At 64.4% G+C, this 17,966-nt stretch carries 16 protein-coding genes; 12 read left to right on the forward strand and 4 right to left on the reverse strand.

Annotated features, from left to right (window positions below; translation table 11 throughout):
• Window positions 1-110 precede the first annotated feature (110 nt).
• The gene (locus tag J2X62_RS02005; protein WP_222057559.1) at window positions 111-776 is read left to right on the forward strand and encodes an SDR family NAD(P)-dependent oxidoreductase; all 666 of its coding nucleotides are present in this window, start codon (window positions 111-113) and stop codon (window positions 774-776) included.
• Window positions 777-856: 80 nt separating this feature from the next.
• Here the strand turns inward: J2X62_RS02005 and J2X62_RS02010 are convergent, their stop codons facing one another.
• Window positions 857-1,831, reverse strand: coding sequence for an ABC transporter substrate-binding protein (locus J2X62_RS02010; RefSeq protein WP_057473837.1), 975 nt, complete (start codon window positions 1,829-1,831; stop codon window positions 857-859).
• Window positions 1,832-2,151: 320 nt separating this feature from the next.
• Here J2X62_RS02010 and J2X62_RS02015 point away from each other — a divergent pair, with 320 nt between their 5' ends.
• The 5 genes from J2X62_RS02015 to J2X62_RS02035 all read left to right on the forward strand — a co-directional run bounded on the left by J2X62_RS02015 (window position 2,152) and on the right by J2X62_RS02035 (window position 6,588).
• A complete protein-coding gene (locus J2X62_RS02015) occupies window positions 2,152-3,135 on the forward strand; it encodes an ABC transporter substrate-binding protein (protein WP_094718621.1) in 984 nt (327 codons plus the stop codon).
• Window positions 3,132-3,938 carry an ABC transporter ATP-binding protein gene (locus J2X62_RS02020; RefSeq protein WP_032385605.1) on the forward strand — a complete coding sequence of 269 codons (807 nt, stop codon included), beginning with the start codon at window positions 3,132-3,134 and terminating at the stop codon, window positions 3,936-3,938. Before J2X62_RS02015 ends, J2X62_RS02020 begins: the two co-directional genes overlap by 4 nt.
• Window positions 3,935-4,768, forward strand: coding sequence for an ABC transporter permease (locus J2X62_RS02025; RefSeq protein WP_032385606.1), 834 nt, complete (start codon window positions 3,935-3,937; stop codon window positions 4,766-4,768). Before J2X62_RS02020 ends, J2X62_RS02025 begins: the two co-directional genes overlap by 4 nt.
• Complete coding sequence (locus J2X62_RS02030; protein ID WP_310176887.1) at window positions 4,768-5,574, forward strand: class II aldolase/adducin family protein; 807 nt, start codon at window positions 4,768-4,770, stop codon at window positions 5,572-5,574. Before J2X62_RS02025 ends, J2X62_RS02030 begins: the two co-directional genes overlap by 1 nt.
• Window positions 5,575-5,775: 201 nt before the next feature.
• On the forward strand, window positions 5,776-6,588 hold the full coding sequence (locus J2X62_RS02035; protein WP_179275106.1) for an IclR family transcriptional regulator: 813 nt from the start codon (window positions 5,776-5,778) through the stop codon (window positions 6,586-6,588).
• A gap of 86 nt (window positions 6,589-6,674) precedes the next feature.
• On the opposite strand, the gene J2X62_RS02040 is transcribed toward J2X62_RS02035, so the two are convergent.
• Complete coding sequence (locus J2X62_RS02040) at window positions 6,675-8,120, reverse strand: aldehyde dehydrogenase (protein ID WP_032385791.1); 1,446 nt, start codon at window positions 8,118-8,120, stop codon at window positions 6,675-6,677.
• A 238-nt stretch (window positions 8,121-8,358) separates the two neighbouring features.
• Between J2X62_RS02040 and J2X62_RS02045 the strand changes: the two genes are divergently transcribed.
• The 6 genes from J2X62_RS02045 (at window position 8,359) to J2X62_RS02070 (ending at window position 15,883) form a co-directional block, all read left to right on the forward strand.
• Complete coding sequence (locus tag J2X62_RS02045; RefSeq protein ID WP_048319529.1) at window positions 8,359-9,192, forward strand: IclR family transcriptional regulator; 834 nt, start codon at window positions 8,359-8,361, stop codon at window positions 9,190-9,192.
• 111 nt (window positions 9,193-9,303) lie between these two features.
• The gene (locus J2X62_RS02050; protein WP_310176897.1) at window positions 9,304-10,257 is read left to right on the forward strand and encodes an acetaldehyde dehydrogenase (acetylating); all 954 of its coding nucleotides are present in this window, start codon (window positions 9,304-9,306) and stop codon (window positions 10,255-10,257) included.
• Window positions 10,254-11,279, forward strand: a complete 1,026-nt coding sequence (dmpG, locus tag J2X62_RS02055; protein ID WP_032385610.1) for a 4-hydroxy-2-oxovalerate aldolase — start codon at window positions 10,254-10,256, stop codon at window positions 11,277-11,279. The genes J2X62_RS02050 and dmpG overlap by 4 nt, the downstream gene beginning before the upstream one ends.
• Window positions 11,276-12,817, forward strand: coding sequence for an AMP-binding protein (locus J2X62_RS02060; RefSeq protein ID WP_283548591.1), 1,542 nt, complete (start codon window positions 11,276-11,278; stop codon window positions 12,815-12,817). Before dmpG ends, J2X62_RS02060 begins: the two co-directional genes overlap by 4 nt.
• A gap of 10 nt (window positions 12,818-12,827) precedes the next feature.
• Window positions 12,828-15,110 (forward strand): CoA transferase, encoded by a 2,283-nt coding sequence (locus J2X62_RS02065; RefSeq protein WP_310176904.1) that lies wholly within the window; start codon window positions 12,828-12,830, stop codon window positions 15,108-15,110.
• On the forward strand, window positions 15,107-15,883 hold the full coding sequence (locus J2X62_RS02070; RefSeq protein ID WP_094693255.1) for an enoyl-CoA hydratase/isomerase family protein: 777 nt from the start codon (window positions 15,107-15,109) through the stop codon (window positions 15,881-15,883). The genes J2X62_RS02065 and J2X62_RS02070 overlap by 4 nt, the downstream gene beginning before the upstream one ends.
• 8 nt (window positions 15,884-15,891) lie before the next feature.
• Here the strand turns inward: J2X62_RS02070 and J2X62_RS02075 are convergent, their stop codons facing one another.
• Both J2X62_RS02075 and J2X62_RS02080 read right to left on the reverse strand, forming a co-directional pair.
• Complete coding sequence (locus tag J2X62_RS02075; RefSeq protein ID WP_310176907.1) at window positions 15,892-16,662, reverse strand: IclR family transcriptional regulator; 771 nt, start codon at window positions 16,660-16,662, stop codon at window positions 15,892-15,894.
• Window positions 16,646-17,965 (reverse strand): M20/M25/M40 family metallo-hydrolase, encoded by a 1,320-nt coding sequence (locus J2X62_RS02080; RefSeq protein WP_310176911.1) that lies wholly within the window; start codon window positions 17,963-17,965, stop codon window positions 16,646-16,648. The genes J2X62_RS02075 and J2X62_RS02080 overlap by 17 nt, the downstream gene beginning before the upstream one ends.
• Window position 17,966 lies beyond the last annotated feature (1 nt).

The raw sequence follows: 17,966 nt of genomic DNA on the forward strand, positions 1-17,966 counted from the left end.
CTAGATGTTGAGTGTGGCCTCAAGTTAGGGTATGGATTAAATGAGGCCGACCTCAACTTAGCCCATCACCTGTCAGCACCGCCTATTCGGCGGTTCACGAAAGGATTCACATGCCTCTCATCACCATCATCGGAGCTGGTCCCGGCCTCGGTCTGGAAATCGCTCGTGCTTTCGGCCGCAAGGGCTTCGACATCGCCCTCGTCGCTCGCAACCAGGCCAAGCTCGATACCCTCGCCGGCACTCTGACCGATGAAGGATTTCGCGCTCGCGGCTTTGCCGCCGATGTGAGCCGGCCCGACACGATCACAGCCGCCATCGGCCGGATCAAGGCCGACCTCGGGCCGATCGACGTGCTGGAATTCTCCCCGGCGGATCCGACACTCGTTCCCGTGGACGTGCTCGAGGTGACGCCTGAGAACCTGCAGCCGCAGATCGACTTCTATATCGGCGGAGCGCTCCGCGCCATCGGCGACGTCGTCCCCGACATGGTCGCCGCCGGCACCGGAACGATCCTGGTGACCACCGGTGGCGGTTCGATCAGTCCGATGCCGTTCCTGGGGAACGTCAACATCGCCGCTGCGGGCCTTCGCAACTGGGTGCTGAATCTGCACAACGCTCTCGAACCCAAGAGCGTTTACGTTGCCCACGTCGGCATCACCGCCCTCATCGGGGCAGGTCATCCGGAGGCCGAACCCGACGTCATTGCGAAGGCATACACGACGTTGTACGACGAGCGCCGCGACGCAGAATTGCACTACGTCGCGTACGACGCGTGACATTCCGCTCGAGCATCTGAGACCGAGAGGAAGCGCGGCACTACCGCGGCCCCGCGTGTGTCGAGGCCGCGGCAGCGCTGTCAGCCTGCGTGCTGCGAAACCCAGCCGCTGAGCAGCACCGTTGACGGGTCGACCGGACCTGCCAACTTGCCCTGTGCAGTGAAGAAGTCGACCAGGCTCCCCGCTTGCTGGACGTCGGCTTCGGTGAAGTCTCGACCGCCGAAGTCGATCTGCGACACCCGATCCTGCGCTTCGGCGGCATCCATCTGGATTTCCGAGGACACCGCCCGCGCTGCACGAGCCGGATCGGTGTTGACGATTGCAGATGCCTCGGCAATGACCGAGAACACCTTGCCTGCAAGTTCTTCGTTGGCTGCGAGCCAACCCTCGGATGCGATGATCCACTGCGAGTACTTCGCGCCGAAATCACCGGTCGTCGCGACGACTGTCGACCCGGCATCCTCCGCTTGCCCGACCCACGGGTCGAACGAGATGAACCCGTCGATGTCACCTCGCGCCAGCAGCGCCGGCTGCTCCGGCGGGCTCGTGGTCACCAGAGTCACCGCAGCTGGGTCGATCCCCAGGCTCCGCAGGTACAAATCGGTGAAGTACAAACCGATTCCGGGAAACACCCCCATTGTCTTGATGTCCGCCGGTGCGACCCCGTCCCGGAGAACGACCTGGAAGTAGCGATCCGAATCCTGGAACACTCCGAGTGCGCGAAGGCTCGGGTTCGCGGCCATGACAGTGAGCGCAGTGGAATCGGCGTTGCCGGACAGCTCCGACGTTCCCGCCACCACGTTCTGCGCACCGGCCGCCCCGCCCTCAGTCTGGATGACCTCGACATCGAGGCCTGCGGCTTCGAACATTCCCTCACTGTCGGCGAGGAAGATCGGCGCGTACGACGGATCGACACCGACCGAGATCCGTACCAGATCAGCGGTCGCCGCTGCTTCGGTGGCCGGTCGCGAGCAGCCTGCGGCGAGCACGACCACCGAGGCCACGACGACGGCCAGCGCCCGGCCGGCGGTCGGAAAAGTGCGTTTCAAGAGCATGTTGTGCCTTTCGATGTGGAGTGCGGTCGACACGGATGCGGCAGCAGTCCCATGTATCGGAAGACATGATGATGTCGGTGTTCGCGCTGACGTGTACGTCCGACGGTCCGGCCACCAGACCCCGCTACGACGTCACGAGCCGGATACAACAGGGAGATAGATTCGATCGACGCCGGTGTCCGAAGATTTCGGCCACGTTAAAGACATCGGTCGGGTCCACACGGTGGACCGAGTTGGTGGGCGTGCAGTCGGACCGACACTAGCTTTGCCTCACACCACCGCGAATGCGGTCCAGATCACAGTAAGGAAAGCGTGCGCCCATGGCCCCACGATCGACAGTGACCACATCGAGTCTTGTTGCACTCGCCGCAATCACCGCACTGTTCGCGGGTGCGTGCACCCGCCCGGCGACCGAATCCGCGGCTGCAACGAGCTCCACCGGCAGCATTCGCATCGCGGTCGGTATCGACGCGTCGTACGCGCCGTTCTTCGTGGCCGACGAGCAAGGCCTCTTCGAAAAAGCCGGTCTCGACGTCGAATTGGTTCAGTTCGGCCGAGGTGGCGAAGCCGTCGATGCACTGTCCACCGGCCAGGTACAGATGGCGGGTAGTTCGGACACGACCACGATCGCCCAGCTCCAACAGAACCCGGCGCTACGTGCCATGTATTCGTACGAGTCGTCGGGCAAATACATCAAAGTCGTACTCCGCAACGGCGTCGACGGTCCGCAATCGATACGCAAGCTGGGCATCGTCGCCGGACTCAGCCAGATTTCGACCGTCAAGTACCTGGAAGCGAACGGTGTTTCTCCCGACTCCGTCGAGATGATCTCGGCAACCCCGACCGACATGCCTGCGCTCCTGAGTCGCGGTGACATCGACGGATACGTGATGTGGGAGCCCTGGCCGAGCGCTGCGATCGACCAGGGAACCGGCAAGGTCGTGGCGACCACCGGCGACTTCGATTGGTTCTACCACCATTGGGCGATCACGACCCAGTCGTGGCTCGATGGTAACGAGGACACCGCACGCGCCGTTCGAGACGTGCTGTCGGAGGCAACGGCGGAGGTCGAAGCAGATCCGCAGGCCGCGGCGGCGGCGACGAAGACCGCAGTGAACGTCGACGAAGCCCAGACGGTGCAGTCGATCGACGAAATCGATTACGCAGTAGAGGATTTGACGCCGACCAGCGTTGCCGATGCCCAGAGCGTGGTCGATTTCTACACCGAGATCGGTGCCATGAACAACCAACCCGACCTGAACACGGCGCTCCTCGTCGGTTGGTCGACGGAGGGATCACGATGAGTGTGGACACAGTAGAGGGCGTTCCGATCGAGGCACGCGACGTAGCCATCAGATTCGGCGAATTGGAGGTGGTCAGCGGCATCGACCTCGACATCCGACCGGGCGAGTTCGTCTGCCTGCTCGGGCCGAGTGGGTGCGGTAAGTCGACGCTGCTGTCGGCCCTGGCCGGGTTCGTGTCGGTGGCGGCAGGCGACATCAGTTGCGACGGCGAGTCGGTGAAAGGAAACAACACCCACGCCGGCATGGTGTTCCAGAGTTCCGAAGCATTGTTCGAGTGGATGACCGTCAGCCAGAACGTTGCGTACGGCCCCCGCATGCACGGATCGAACAAGGCCGAACAGGCGCGTATCGCAGCCGAGTACTTGGCCATGGTCGGCCTGAAGCACGCGGGCAGCAAGTACCCGACGCAATTGTCCGGTGGCATGAAGCAACGTGTCCAGATCGCGCGCGTACTCGCCAATCAGCCCCGCTTGGTGCTGATGGACGAGCCGTTCGGTGCCCTCGACGCCCAGACGCGTCAAGTTCTCCAAACCGAACTGGACGGAATCTGGCGGCGCACGGGATGCACCGTCGTGTTCGTCACCCACGACATCGACGAAGCGATCACCCTGGCCGACCGTGTCGTCGTCATGACAGCCGGTCCGAGCGCTCGCATCAAGAGCGTGTACGAGGTCGATGCTCCACGTCCGCGTGACCGCAATCATCCCGCCGTCGTAGAACTCTACGAACGACTACGAGACGACATTCGAGCCGAAGTGGTTGCCTCGCTTCGCAATCAAGGTATCGAGGAGGACACGCTATGACCGCCGTGATCGCAGGACGCACCGAGGCTGCGTCGCCGGCCAAGCCTGGTCGAGGCAATCGAGCGTGGGGTGCGGGAAAGTCTGCAATGCGTACCGCTGCTCTGTTCGTCGTCTCGGCCGCAATCGGTCTCGCACTCTGGTCGTTCCTGGCGTGGTGGTACGGACCGACCACGATGGCGTCGCCCGCGGCCGTCGTCTCGGCTGCGAAAGAACTGTCCGACACCGGGGTCCTGTGGACATCGATTCAGGCGTCCGGGCAACGCATCCTCATCGGGTGGGTTCTGGGTGTGATCGTGGGCGCGCCGGTGGGAATTCTGATGGGCCGCATCAATATCGTCCGCCAGCTGCTCGATCCGTACATCGAATTCTTCAGGTTCATCCCGCCCATCGCGTTCGTCACGCTGGCGGTGGTGTGGTTCGGCATCGGCGAAACGTCCAAAGTCGTCCTGATCTTCTACACCTCGGTGTTCATCGTGACCGTGAGTACGATCGCTGCGACAGTGGCGATCAGCGAGAACAAGCTGCAGGCGGCGACGAACCTCGGCGCAGGCAGGCTACAGATCATGAAGACGGTCGTGCTGCCGTCCACGGTCCCGGGAATCGTGACCGGAGCTCGGTTGGCCATGGGTAACAGTTTCTTGACCATCGTGTCGGCCGAAATCGTCGCTGCCGATGCCGGCATCGGCTCCATGATCTGGCAGGCGCGCAATTACGGCCGCATCGACTGGACGTTCGTCGGGATCATCACTCTCGGAATCATGGGCTTTCTGTTCGACCGCGTACTCCGGTTGCTGTCCAGGCGGTTCCTCGGCCGTTACGGAGTCAAGTGATGCCGGGCTCGGCAGCATCGATTGCCGAACTCGCCTCGATACCGGATGCGCCCGATGGTCTGAGCAGCGCAGAAGAGCGGACGCGTCGCAAGATCGCGGTAGTGGGCGGCTACCGCATATTGTCGAAATTCGGCCTCGACGAAGGCATCTCCGGCCACATCACCGCCCGTGACCCCGAAGATCCCGATACCTTCTGGACCGCACCGTTCGGACGCCACTTCTCCCAGGTGCGGCCCGAGGAGCTGTTGCACGTCGGTGCCGACGGCACCGTTCTGTCCGGATCGGGACCGTTGAATCGAGCAGCCTTCGTCATCCACTCCACGGTGCACGAAGCCCGCCCGGACGTGATCGGAGCCGTGCACGCACACGGGCTGCACGGAAAAGCGTTCTCGTCCCTGCACCGGCTACTGCAGCCGATCACCCAGGACGCCTGCGCTTTTCACCAGGACCACGCACTGTACGACGAGTACCACGGAGTGGCTCTCGACGCCGAAGAAGGGGTAAGAATTGCCGCGGCGCTGGGTACGAACAAGGCCGTGATCCTGTCCAATCACGGCCACCTCACCGTGGGAACATCCGTCGAGGCGGCCGTGTGGTGGTACGTCTCGATGGAACGGTCGATGCAGGCCGAGTTGGCGGCGTGTGCCGCCGGAGATCCGGTGGTGTTGCACGACAAGATCGCGGCGCAGACGTTCGAGGCGGTCGGGGTGGACAAGGTGGGCTGGTTCGCCTACTCGACCATCATTCAGAGTATTGCTGCAGCAGAGCCGGACATCTTCGACGCTCTACCTCTGTTCGACGAATGATCGCTGTCGCCCGCAATTGTTAACATCCCGAAACAGGTTCACCCAGTGGACCCCGAAACCCGAACAAAAGGTGAACAAGGGCATAACGTCGAAGTCGAGGGGGGTTCAGACATTTCGACGATAGAGGTGAGCATGTCTTCCGCACTCTCCGCACGATCTGCGACCAGTCCGCGACCGCTGGACATCGAGCCGACTGCGGACATGACCTCGGTATTGGCCAAGGCCAGGCTGATCGTCGACGCGTTCGACAGTACGAATACCGACCTCTCGCTGACCGAACTCACCCGTCGTAGCGGTGTGTCCAAAGCCAGCGTGCATCGGCTGGCCGGCGAGTTGGTCGAATGGGGTTTGCTCGAACGTGCAGGCACGAAGTACCGATTGGGGCTGCGGCTGTTCGAGCTCGGCCAGATGGTCCCCCGACAGCGCATTCTTCGCGACGCTGCCCTGCCGTACATGGAGGACTTGCTTCTCGCCACCCAGGAGACCGTCCACTTCGCTGTGCGTGAAGGTTTCGACGTTCTCTACATCGAGAAGATTGTGGGCCATCGGGGCTTGAACGAGAACTCGCGGGTGGCGGGACGACTTCCGCTGTACAGCACGGCAACCGGAAAGATCATGTTGGCGTTCTCGCCACGAGAGGTCTTCGACGAGGTCGTGGCGCAGGGCTTCGTCGCACATACCTCACGCACGACGATGTCGGTCGCAGTCCTGGCGCAGCAACTCGAGCGAATGCGTAAGGACCAGTTGGCCGTCGAGGTCGAAGAAACGCGACTGGGCTACATGAGCGTTGCAGTTCCGGTGTTCAGCGGTAACGCTGTTCTGGCCGGCGCACTGTCGGTCACCGCACCGACCTCGAGAATGAACGTCAATCGCGTTGCCGGAGCGCTGCGTACCGCCGGAATCGGCATCTCCCGCAGCCTGCAGGCCATGCGGTGCCTCCAACCGGCGGGCGCTGCGCGCGGAGACGGGACGTGTCATCCCACCGTGTGTTCGTTCAACGGCTGCGGCAAATAATGGGAAGAGCGGCTTCGCCGCATGTGAGTGGAAGTTCGTAGCAGAGACCGAGTTTCCGTGCACGTGCAGCGAAGCCGCTCATCCGGCTAGGCGAGGTTGATGAACGTCGTCTTGACTTCGGTGTAGGCATCGATCGAATGGGAACCGAATTCACGGCCCCAGCCACTCATCCCGAAACCACCCCAGGGTGATGCCGGGTCCAGCAGGGGCAGCTGATTGACGAACACCGTGCCGAAGCGCAACTTGGGCGGGAGTGTGAGTGCGGAGTCGAGTGCCTTGGTCCACACCACCGCAGCCAACCCGTACTCGGTATCGTTCGCCCGAGCGATGACCTCGTCCTCGTCGTCGTAGGCCATGACCGACAGCACCGGCCCGAAGATTTCCTCTCGGGCGATGGTCATGTCGTCGCGCACTCCGGCGAATACCGTTGGCTTGTAGAAGAATCCGTCGGCCAGATCGCCCTGGACGCGGCTTCCGCCCGTCACCAATTCGGCTCCTTGTGACCGACCGGATTCGACGTAGGAATGCACTCGGTCGAGATGTTCCTGGGACACCAGGGGGCCGATGACCGTCGACGGGTCGAATCCCGGACCGATCGGCAACGCGTCGGCTGCCGCGGCGATCTTGGAGGTGAATTCCTCTGCGCGCGAGCTGTGTACGAAGAACCGGGTGTAGGCACCACAGGCCTGACCCGTGTTGAACACAGCGCCCTGCAGGTTGCCTGCGACGGCAGCGTCGATGTCGGCGTCGGCAGCGATGATGCTGGGGGCTTTGCCCCCGAGCTCGAGCGATACGCGCTTGAGATTTCCGGCCGAGGCTCGAACGATGTGCTGCCCGGTTTCGGTCGATCCGGTGAACGACACCTTGTCGACACCGCGATGGGACACCAGCGCCTTACCGACTTCGGGTCCTCCGGTCAACAGATTGACCACGCCCGCGGGCACTCCCGCTTCGAGGCACAGTTCCACCAGCTTCATGGTCGACAGCGGCGTCTGTTCGGCAGGCTTGAGGATCACCGCGTTGCCCGTAGCCAGTGCCGGTGCCAACTTCCACGCAGCAATGGCCAGCGGGAAGTTCCACGGGGTGATCAGCGCGCAGACACCTACCGGTACCCGCTGCTGGAAACTGAGGTTCCCGGGAATGGACACGGGTGAGACGGTGCCCTCGATCTTGGTGGCATAGCCCGCGTAGTACCGGAAGACCTGAGCGGTCAGCGGCAGGTTGACGCCGACGCTCATGAACGTCGGCTGCCCCTGGTCGGCGGTTTCGAGTGCCGCTATTTCCTTGGCGTCTCGGTCGAGCAAGTCGGCGATCCGCCACAGTAGCTGCCCTCGGGCATCCGGGCTCATCCCCTGCCAGGCATCGGACTCGAACCCCACACGTGCGGAGGCCACCGCAGCGTCGACGTCCGAGATCGTGGCCTCGGCGAACCGTCCGATCACCTGGTTGGTAGCCGGGTCCACGGTCTCGCCGGTACGGCCATCGGAGGCATCGACCCACTCGTTTGCGATGAGCAATTGCGTGTTGTGCATGTGTTCCCTCAACATCTCGTTCGGCGAGCGCCATATCGGACTTCGACGGTCCAATGTGCCAGCCGCGGAGCGACGCCGTATCGGGGAGTTTCGGTGACCGAACCGACCCCAGATATTCGACGCGTCGTAAACAACGCGTTTCGATCCGCTCACCGGGCTGGACATTGTTATCCATCTGGATAATGATGGTGGATGTGATGGGCCGCACATCCGTCACCCGTGAGCGCAGGAGGCAACCATGTCCGTGTTGGCACACCCGTTCGACCTGGATGAGGACTCATCGCTGGCTCCGCCCAACTCTGTCCTCGGGAAGGCCTTCTCGATACTCTCGGCCTTCGACGGTGACAGCGACTCGCTTCGTCTGGTCGACCTCTGTGAGCGCAGTGGCGTTCCCAAGCCGTCGGTATATCGGTTGGCACAGGAGTTGGTGGCACTCGGCTTGCTCGAGCGGGTCGGTCACGAGTACCGAATCGGGTTCAGCGTGTTCGCCCTGAGTCAGCGCGCAGGCAGCACATCTCTGCTTCGCCGAGTGGGCCGGCCGGTCCTCGTCGATCTCGTCGCGTCGACGCGGGGAACCGCACACCTGGCGGTTCGCGAGGGCACGCACACGTGCTATTTGGAAAAGCTGGGAGGAACGCGAAGCGTGCACTCGCTCTCCCGTGTCGGCGGCCGTCTCCCACTGACGTGTACAGCGTCCGGAAAGCTGCTTCTGGCAATGGCTCCCGACTCCAATCGGCTGCTCGACCAATTGGTGGAGAGCGACTTTCCACGGCTGACCGCGCAGAGCGCGCGAAGCATGCACGCCGTCCGCCGCGAGATGGTGTCGATCCGTAATCAGCGCCTGGCGACGGAGCGCGAAGAGGCTCTGGTCGGATACAAGAGCTTCGCCGTGCCCATCTACGATTCCGGCGACAACGCCATTGCGGCACTGTCCCTGACCGTGCCGGTGGACCACACCGGTGACGCCGCATTGATCAACGCACTGCGGCTCGCCTCGCACGCCATCACGCGGCAGCACACCCACGCGGCCATGAGCACGCCGAGCGTCTTCCCTGCGCAACGTCTGGCATAGGCCGTATCGCTCAACGGACCCGATTCGTGCGTCGATCGCCGTTCAGCTGTGAAGCTGGAGCAGTTCTGCCACAACGGCAGTGACGCCGCAGTCCGTGAGTGAGGTAAGCCCATGCCAATCGCCACCAGAGTCGCCATCATCGGATCCGGGAACATCGGGACCGATCTGATGATGAAGATCGGCCGCTCCGAGGTACTCGAGATGGGTGCCATGGTCGGGATCGATCCCGACTCCGACGGCCTCGCGCGTGCCCGAGCACTCGGCGTACCCGTCACCCATCGTGGAGTCGAGGGATTGATCGAGCTCGACGGGTTCGACGAGATCGACATCGTGTTCGACGCGACGTCGGCAAAAACCCACCAGGCCAATGCAGCTCGGCTCGAACCATTGGGAAAGACGATGATCGACCTGACCCCGGCCGCGATCGGGCCGTACGTCATCCCGGCCGTCAACCTCGAAAACCACATCGCCGCACGCAACGTCAACATGGTCACCTGCGGTGGGCAGGCAACCATTCCGGTGGTCGCGGCCATCAACCGCGTCGTTCCCGTCGACTACGCCGAAATCGTGGCGTCGATCGCATCCCGATCTGCGGGGCCGGGAACCCGCGCGAACATCGACGAGTTCACCGAGACCACATCCGCGGCGATCGTGACCGTCGGCGGCGCAGCACGCGGTAAGGCAATCATCGTGCTCAACCCGGCCGAGCCGCCATTGATCATGCGCGACACCGTGTTTGCCCTCGTGACCGACGACGGTCGTGGTGCTCTCACCGAACGTATCCGCGAATCCGTGTCCGCGATGGTGGCCGATGTCTCCGCCTACGTGCCCGGTTATCGGTTGAAGCAGGAGGTCCAGGTTGTCCCGGTCCCCGACGATCAGCCCGTCGAGACGTTGCTTGCCGACCCGTCCGCACCGCGGCCCACACATCAGGTCTCGGTGTTTCTCGAAGTCGAAGGCGCTGCAGACTATCTCCCCGCCTTCGCAGGCAATCTCGACATCATGACCTCCGCCGGCATCCAGGTCGCCGAACGCATCGCAAGCCGAAAGGTGGCACTCCGATGAGCACCCCCATCTACGTCCAGGACGTCACGTTGCGGGACGGTATGCATGCCGTTCGGCACCGCATGTCCCCCACCGACGTTGCCCGCATCGTCGTCGCTCTCGATGCTGCCGGCGTCGACGCGATCGAGGTGGCGCACGGCGACGGGTTGGCAGGTTCGTCGCTGAACTACGGGCCGGGATCGCACAGTGACTGGGCATGGTTGGAGGCTGCCGCGTCGGTGATCCAGCGCGCCACCCTCACCACTCTCCTGCTCCCCGGTGTGGGATCGATCCACGATCTGAAGCGGGCATACGAGCTCGGGGTCCGGTCGGTACGCGTTGCCACTCACTGCACGGAAGCAGACATCTCCGCCCAGCACATTGCGGCGGCCCGCGAGATCGGGATGGATGTGTCCGGCTTTCTGATGCTGTCGCACATGGCAGAACCCGAGGCTCTGGCACGGCAGGCCAAGTTGATGGAGTCGTACGGTGCCCACTGCGTATATGTCACCGACTCGGGTGGTCGCCTGACGATGGGCGACGTCCAGGCTCGAGTTCGCGCCTACCGCGACGTGCTCGAACCGGAAACCCAGATCGGCATCCACGCCCACGAGAATCTGTCTCTGTCCGTTGCCAATTCGCTGGTAGCGGTCGAGAACGGCGCGTACCGAGTGGACGCGTCGCTGGCCGGACACGGAGCCGGGGCAGGCAATTGCCCCATCGAAGCCTTCATCGCCGCTGCGAACCTGACCGGACTGACTCACGGAAGCGACCTGTTCGCGCTGCAGGATGCCGCCGACGACATCGTTCGTCCGCTTCAGGATCGACCGGTCCGCGTCGACCGCGAGACGCTGACGCTCGGCTACGCAGGCGTGTACTCGAGCTTCCTTCGGCATGCGGAGGCTGCCTCGAGTGCCTACGGAGTCGACGTTCGTGACCTACTGATGGAATGTGGCCGCCGCAGACTGGTCGGTGGCCAGGAGGACATGATCATCGACATCGCTCTCGGTCTCGTGGCCGAAAGGGAAGCACTCCCGGCGTGATCGACCCGACCTCGTGGGCCGAGGCAGTCGAGCTCCGCGCCCACGCCGACGCCGACGGTGAAGTGATCCGTCGCGTCGGCGGGCCGAGCATCAGCGCCGGTCGGCTACTCGAGGACGCCCTGGCCATGGCCGGCTCGATGGCCGGTGTCGTCGGTGCCGGCAGCGTTGTCGCGACCGCGTGTTCGTCCGGACCCGCGGCCGCGACACTCACCACGGCCATCTCCTGGCTCGGAGCGATCGAGCTGCCGATCCCGACGGCACTGGATCCCGATGTCGCTCGTCAGCTGATGACTGCGGGCTCCGCTGTGCTCGTTGTCGCGTCTCCGGCGCGGCTCGCCATGGAGCCGCATCTGATTCGGCTCGGCGAATCCGTCGGTGTCGCAACGATGACTGTCGACGGCCACGTCGACGGCCTGGCTGCGGTGACGGACAGAACCGGGACCACGCCGTCGCGTCATCGGACGTACCCGGGCGACCCGGCCGCGATCATGGTCACGTCGGGCACCGGAGGGCGCCCGAAAGGCGCTCTTCTGTGCAATGGCGTCGGGCTCGGTCAGGCCCGACGTGTCTGCCGCGCCATGCATTACGGCTCCGACGACGTCCTGCTCAATGTGTTTCCCTGGCAACACGTCAATGCCCGTCATGCGGCGTTCCTACCCGCGGTGATGTCCGGGGCCCGACTGGTGGTCGACGACTTCTCCGCCCGACGGTTCTGGCGTACCGCCAGGGAAGAGCACATCACCGCCTTCAACTTCATGGGTGCGGTGTGCGCGATTCTGCTTCGCTCCCCCGCCACCGAAGACGATCGCGCTCATACCATTTCGCGCGCCTACGGCGGGCCTGCACCGGACTGGATGTTCCACAGCGTGGCGGAGCGCTTCGGTGTCGAGCTACGGCAGGCGTATGCATCGACCGAGCTCGGTGACGTGGCCACGACCGATGTGGTGCCGCGCCCGGGCGCGGCCGGTCGAGTCGTCGACGATTATCGAGTGCGCGTGGTGGACGATGACGGACGTTCGGTGGACGACGGAACGCCCGGCTCGCTCGAGGTACGGCCGTGTGGCGAGAACCTGACCTTCACCGAATACGTCGGAGAACCCGACATCACCCGAAAAGCCTGGCGTGACGGTTGGTTCGTCACCGGTGACTGCGGGCGTCTGGTCGACGGGTGGCTCTACTACGAGGGGCGAACCGCAGACACGATCCGACGCCGGGGTTTGACTGTCGATGCCGAACGAGTGGAGTGGGTGGCGTCCGGCCACCCGGACGTTGCCCAGGCTGCTGCGGTCGGCGTGCCGTCCGAGCTGACCGAGGACGAGGTTCTGCTCGCCGTCGTCCCCCGTCACGGACGACACATCTGCCCGCGCGATCTTCTTCGATACTGCGCGCAGGAATTACCGCGCCACGCGGTCCCCCGGTACGTCAACGTGGAGACGGCCTTGCCGACCACGGCCAGTAAGAAACTGAACCGGCGCGCACTGCGCGATCGCGGCATTCCGACCTCCGCGTTCGATGCCGAAGCGCACCAACAAGATTAGGAGCTTTCACTTGTCCGTTCCTGCGATTCGCGTACTGGACCTCACCGACCGGCTCGGATACCAGGCCGCGCGTGTGTTCGTCGGCCTCGGTGCCGACGTGGTACGGGTAGCCCTGCACGATAGTTCGGATTCGGCGGCAGACCGACTGCACTGGCACGCCGGGAAGAAGGTCCTTCGACATTCGGGGACCGTCTCGGACACCACGTTGATCGAACTGATCTCGCAGGCCGACGTAGTACTCGAGTCCGGCCCCGCACCCGGGCTTCGCACCCTTGCTCTGCGCGAGAGTAGGCCGTCGCTGTGGGACGCGGTCGTGCACACGGTGATCACCCCGTTCGGCAATTCGGGCCCACGCCGAGAGTGGCTCGGCGACGACACCGTGATCACCGCAGCAGGCGGGATGGCGTGGCTCTGCGGAGATGCCGGACAGGCTCCCGAGCCACCGCCACGCGAGCAGGGAACTCAACTCGCCGGCACCCACGGTGCGATCGGCGCATTGCTCGCCCTCATTGCACGACGTCGAACGAACGCAGGACAATTGGTCGAGATCTCTGCGCAGGAGGCCGTCGCGGCCACCCTCGAGATCGGTGCCATCTCGTGGATCCACGGCGGGACGATTCCCGGGCGCACCTCGGGCATCTACGGTCACGTCGCCCACCGAGTGTTCCGGGCATCCGACGGGTTCCTCGCCGGCGGTTATTCCGGATCCCCCCGTATGTGGACGGACCTTCTTGCCTGGATGGTCGAAGAGGGCGAGGCCGAGGATCTGGCGGACGACCGCTGGCAGGACAACGAGATTCGGTGGCGCGAGCGAGCGCATGTGGATGCAGTGGTGTCCCGCTTCACCGGTCGACGCTCGGCCGGACCGTTCGCCGAGGAGGCCCGTCGTCGAGCATTGCCCTGGGCCGAGGTGGCGAACGCACCTGCGCTGCTGGACAATCCGCAGCTACTGGATCGACAGTTCTTCGTCCACAGTGGAAGCAAGGGCAGCTACCGGGACGTCGGCTTCGGCTGGGAGTCACCCGCGCTACCGAGACCCGTCCGCCTCGCCGAGCCTCGCGATGTCACGGCAGCCGAGGCCTGGGCCGTTCCGCGACCGAACCCGCGCGACGACGCGTCCGAGGTACATCGCGACGAACGCGCGCCGGCCGACGGGGCGAGCACCACAGGCGCACTGAACGGAGTCCGCGTTCTCGATCTGACCTGGGTTCTGGCCGGCCCGTACGTCACCAAGACATTCGCCGAACACGGCGCCGACATTCTCAAGGTGGAGTCGTACCACCGCAAGGACCCCACCCGCTTCTCGCCGGGGATGAGACTGCGCCCCGACGCCGGATTCGACGACGGTGGCTACTTCCTCAACTTCAACCGCAACAAGAGAAGCGTTGCGTTGAATCTGAAAACCGAAGCCGGCCAGGATCTCTTGCGTCGCCTTGCCGCGGATGTCGACGTCGTCGTGGAAAATTTCAGCCCGGGCGTCCTGGCGCGATGGGGGCTCGACTACGAACAACTTCGGAAGATCAACCCCGGCGTCGTGTTGGTGTCCATGGCCGGGACCGGCCAGACGGGACCGTGGCGCGATGCCGTGACCTTCGCCGACACCCTCGCGGCCATGTCCGGACTGACAGCGGAGACAGCACGGGCCGATCGCGATCCACAGGGGCTGACGTTCGGACTCGGCGACATGGTCGCTGCGAATTCGGCTGTCATCGGCGCACTCGAACTGCTCTATCGCGGTGAAGGTGGCCACGTCGACCTGTCGCAGCTCGAAGCAATGGCCTCGAATTTGGGCACCGCGGCTCTCGAAAGTCAGGTGGCAGGCAATGTTCCGACCGATTCGGCACGAATCCTGAAGAGTCTCGGTGACGATCGATGGATAGCGGTCGGGAGTTGCACTTCCGACGCGCTGAACGACGCGCTCACGTCGATCGGGACGGCCGTCGAGCATGATCCATGGGAAACGCTGACGCAGACGGCCGCGACGACGGACGCCGACGTGCTCGCGGAGCGCCTGCAGCGCCAGGGAATCGCCGCATATCCCGTCCGCGACGGACGAGACCTGGTGGACGCGGACCCACAGCTGCGCGCCCGCAATTTCTACCCCACCCTCGAACACCCACTGGCGGGATCCGTTGCGCACGAGGGTCTCGTCGCCCACCTGTCCGCTACCCCGGGTGCATTACGCACAGCAGCACCACTTCTGGGCCAACACACCGACGACATCCTCGTCGAACAGCTGGGTCTGACGCCGGACGAGCTGGTCGACCTGCACAACGAAGGAGTTCTTTCATGAGTACCGAACCGACCGGCCACCGCTACGAGCGCGACGGCGACATCGTCACCGTGGTGATCGACCACGGGCCGATCAACATCGTCGATCCGGAACTGATCGAATCGATGATCACACATCTTCCCACCGTGCTGGACGACCCGACGGTGCGATGTGTGGTGGTTCGCGGCAAGGACCGAATCTTCGTCGGTGGAGCGAATCTGCGGGTCATGCAACGACTCGATCCCGATACCTATCGGGACATGCGTCGATGGGTGGTGGTGCAACGCTTGCTCGAACTGGCTCCCAAACCGGTGATCGCAGCGCTGAACGGCCATGCACTCGGTGGAGGTGCCGAACTGTCGCTGGCCTGCGACCTGCGAATCCTGCACGCGAAGGCCATGTTCGGATTTCCGGAGACAGATCTCGGGATCTTTCCCGGTGCCGGTGGATCGCAACGGCTGCCCCGTTTGGTCGGCGCACATCGGGCCAAACGATTCATCATCGACGCCACCAAGTTCACGGCGGAGCAAGCTCTACGAGAAGGCTTGGTCGACGTGGTCGCCGGTGACGATTTCGAGGACGTTGTTGCCCGCGAAGCACGTCGACTCGCCGACCGTCCCACCGCCACGATCGGTTTGGTGAAGTCCGTGATCGATCGCGGCCTGCACCTGCCCATCGACGAGGCCATGGCGGTCGAGGAGCAACACGTCATGGCCAACCTCGAGCTACGCGACGCCGCCGAGGGCATCGGATCGTTCCTCGACAAGCGTGCTGCGCAGTTCGAGGGTCGATGAGCTAGCAGTCAGTTGACCACGCCGGTAGCAGAGACGTTGTCGCTCAGCGACTTCACCAGCGTGGCCAACTGCGGCAGGTCCGATCGGGCGGCCGACGCAGTCAACGACACCGCCGCCAACAGCAGGCCGGTGGGCCCGAAGATGGGCGCAGCGACCGAGCAGTAGCCTGCGGTCATCTCTTCCCGTTCGGAGGCGTACCCGTCGGCCCTCGCTCGGCGAAGTTGCTCGGCCAACATGCCGGGTAGCACGATCGTCGCCGGGGTCACCCGCTCCAGCGGGCCCCTGGCGAGCAGATCGTTGAACAGCTTCGGCTGCCCGAACGCGAGCAGCACCTTCCCGGTGGCCGTCGAGTGCAGCGGAAGCCGACCCGCGATCCGTGACGGGCGGGCGGAAGCGGGGCCGCCGGCGACCTTTTCGAGGTACAGAACTTCGTGGCCGTCGAGCACCGCCAAATGCACTGTCTCGTGGGTCCGGTGATGCAGGGTCTCCATGAACGGTCGGACGGCGTCACGCAGAACACGTAATCTCGGGACGCGGCTCCCCAACTCGAAAGCCCGCATACCGAGGCGATATTCGAGACCGGACCGCTCGAGCATTCCCCATTCGAGGAGTTCCCGGCTGAGCCTGTGTACCGATGCTTTCGATATCTGGGTGCGCTGCGCCAATTCGGTCAACGTGAGGCTGTCGTCGTCGAGTCGAAACGCTTCGAGAATCAACCGCGTTTTGCCCAGCACCGAGTTCGCGACGTTGGGTGCGGCGCAGTCAACCTGCTCGGGCACTGTCGTCTTTCGAGGGCAGGAGGAACACGGTACGGATCAGAATTTCTGCCAACCGCTGCATCTCTCCGACGTCCACCAGGTTCATGCCACGCGTGAAGTCGATGCTCGAACCATCGGGAACGGCAGCCACTTTCGGCATTCCGACCCGAGCCGTGGGCACACCGCGCATGCGTAGAATGTTCGCGTCGGTGGCACCGCTGTTGTCCATGATGATCTGGTGCGGTGAACCGGAGACCGTCTCGAAGGCATCGACCGCCGCCAGAATCACCGGTGAGTCGGGGGGCGTGTGGGTCGCCGGAATGGCCGCCACCGCTCGTGCCGACACCTCCACGCCGAGCTGCTCGCTCACCCCGGCCAGCATGGCGCGAACTTCGCGCAGCACCGTGGCCGGCGTCTGTCGGGTCGTCAGCCTCAGATCGAGCCGAAGCGTCACTGCCGCAGGGGTCGACGCCGCGAGCCGGCGAAGGCCGCCGCTGATCGACGAGACAATTCCCTGGGGCGTCATCGTCGAATATCGATGGCGCTGTGCGTATTCCTCGAGCCAGTCTTCGAGGGCGACGGCCACGCGGCCGGCCGACGCAACTGCGTTGCTGTACGGAATGCGGTGGCGACTGCCGACGTAAGTGTGTCCACCGTGCACGGTCACGTCGATCCACACGAGCCCGACCTCCTCGTGCAGCACCGTCCAACCGGGCTTGGCGATGACGGCGAAGTCGGTGGTGTACCCACGTTCGAGCATGAACCCCGCGCCGACACCGTGACCGGTGTTCGTGCGGTCCGGCGCACCGACTCCCGCCACCGCGAAACTCGGCATGCCGCCGGCTCCGAAGCCGCCCACGACGTCTCCGGGCGGAGTGACGCCGGCTGCGTGCAACGCATGCAGTACAGCCAGCACCACTGCGCCGTGGCCCTTGGGATTACCGGCTCCGAGTCCCTCGACGATGTCGCCCGAGACCACCGATCGCGGTGCGAGATCCGGCCGCCACGACACGGCCGCGCCGGGGATGTCCAGCGCGGGATCACCGGTGGTGAACGTGTCGATCGGGGCGTAGAGCAGAAGGGACGGTCCGTCGCCGCCGGGGATGGTCGCGACGGCATTCGCCTGGCTACAGTCGATGCGCTGGACCTCGGCGTCGACCCCGGCCGAGGCCAGATCCGACGTGATCCACTCGGCCAGCGGTGCTTCCCCGCCGGTGGGGCTGGGAATGTCCACCATTGCCCGAACGGCAGCGAGCAGTCGTTCTCGCGTGAGATGTGCGAGAACGCGCTCGATGGCCTCGTCGGCGGAGTCCCTTCTGCTCACG

The sequence above is a fragment of the Rhodococcus sp. 3258 genome, from assembly GCF_031456475.1.
Taxonomy (GTDB): domain Bacteria; phylum Actinomycetota; class Actinomycetes; order Mycobacteriales; family Mycobacteriaceae; genus Rhodococcoides; species Rhodococcoides fascians.

What these genes read in the sequence shown, in the direction of transcription:
- J2X62_RS02005 (WP_222057559.1), top strand. Translation starts at nt 111, where the DNA reads ATGCCTCTCATCACCATCATCGGAGCTGGTCCCGGCCTCGGTCTGGAA.
- J2X62_RS02010 (WP_057473837.1), bottom strand. Translation starts at nt 1,831, where the DNA reads ATGCTCTTGAAACGCACTTTTCCGACCGCCGGCCGGGCGCTGGCCGTC.
- J2X62_RS02015 (WP_094718621.1), top strand. Translation starts at nt 2,152, where the DNA reads ATGGCCCCACGATCGACAGTGACCACATCGAGTCTTGTTGCACTCGCC.
- J2X62_RS02020 (WP_032385605.1), top strand. Translation starts at nt 3,132, where the DNA reads ATGAGTGTGGACACAGTAGAGGGCGTTCCGATCGAGGCACGCGACGTA.
- J2X62_RS02025 (WP_032385606.1), top strand. Translation starts at nt 3,935, where the DNA reads ATGACCGCCGTGATCGCAGGACGCACCGAGGCTGCGTCGCCGGCCAAG.
- J2X62_RS02030 (WP_310176887.1), top strand. Translation starts at nt 4,768, where the DNA reads ATGCCGGGCTCGGCAGCATCGATTGCCGAACTCGCCTCGATACCGGAT.
- J2X62_RS02035 (WP_179275106.1), top strand. Translation starts at nt 5,776, where the DNA reads ATGACCTCGGTATTGGCCAAGGCCAGGCTGATCGTCGACGCGTTCGAC.
- J2X62_RS02040 (WP_032385791.1), bottom strand. Translation starts at nt 8,120, where the DNA reads ATGCACAACACGCAATTGCTCATCGCAAACGAGTGGGTCGATGCCTCC.
- J2X62_RS02045 (WP_048319529.1), top strand. Translation starts at nt 8,359, where the DNA reads ATGTCCGTGTTGGCACACCCGTTCGACCTGGATGAGGACTCATCGCTG.
- J2X62_RS02050 (WP_310176897.1), top strand. Translation starts at nt 9,304, where the DNA reads ATGCCAATCGCCACCAGAGTCGCCATCATCGGATCCGGGAACATCGGG.
- dmpG (WP_032385610.1), top strand. Translation starts at nt 10,254, where the DNA reads ATGAGCACCCCCATCTACGTCCAGGACGTCACGTTGCGGGACGGTATG.
- J2X62_RS02070 (WP_094693255.1), top strand. Translation starts at nt 15,107, where the DNA reads ATGAGTACCGAACCGACCGGCCACCGCTACGAGCGCGACGGCGACATC.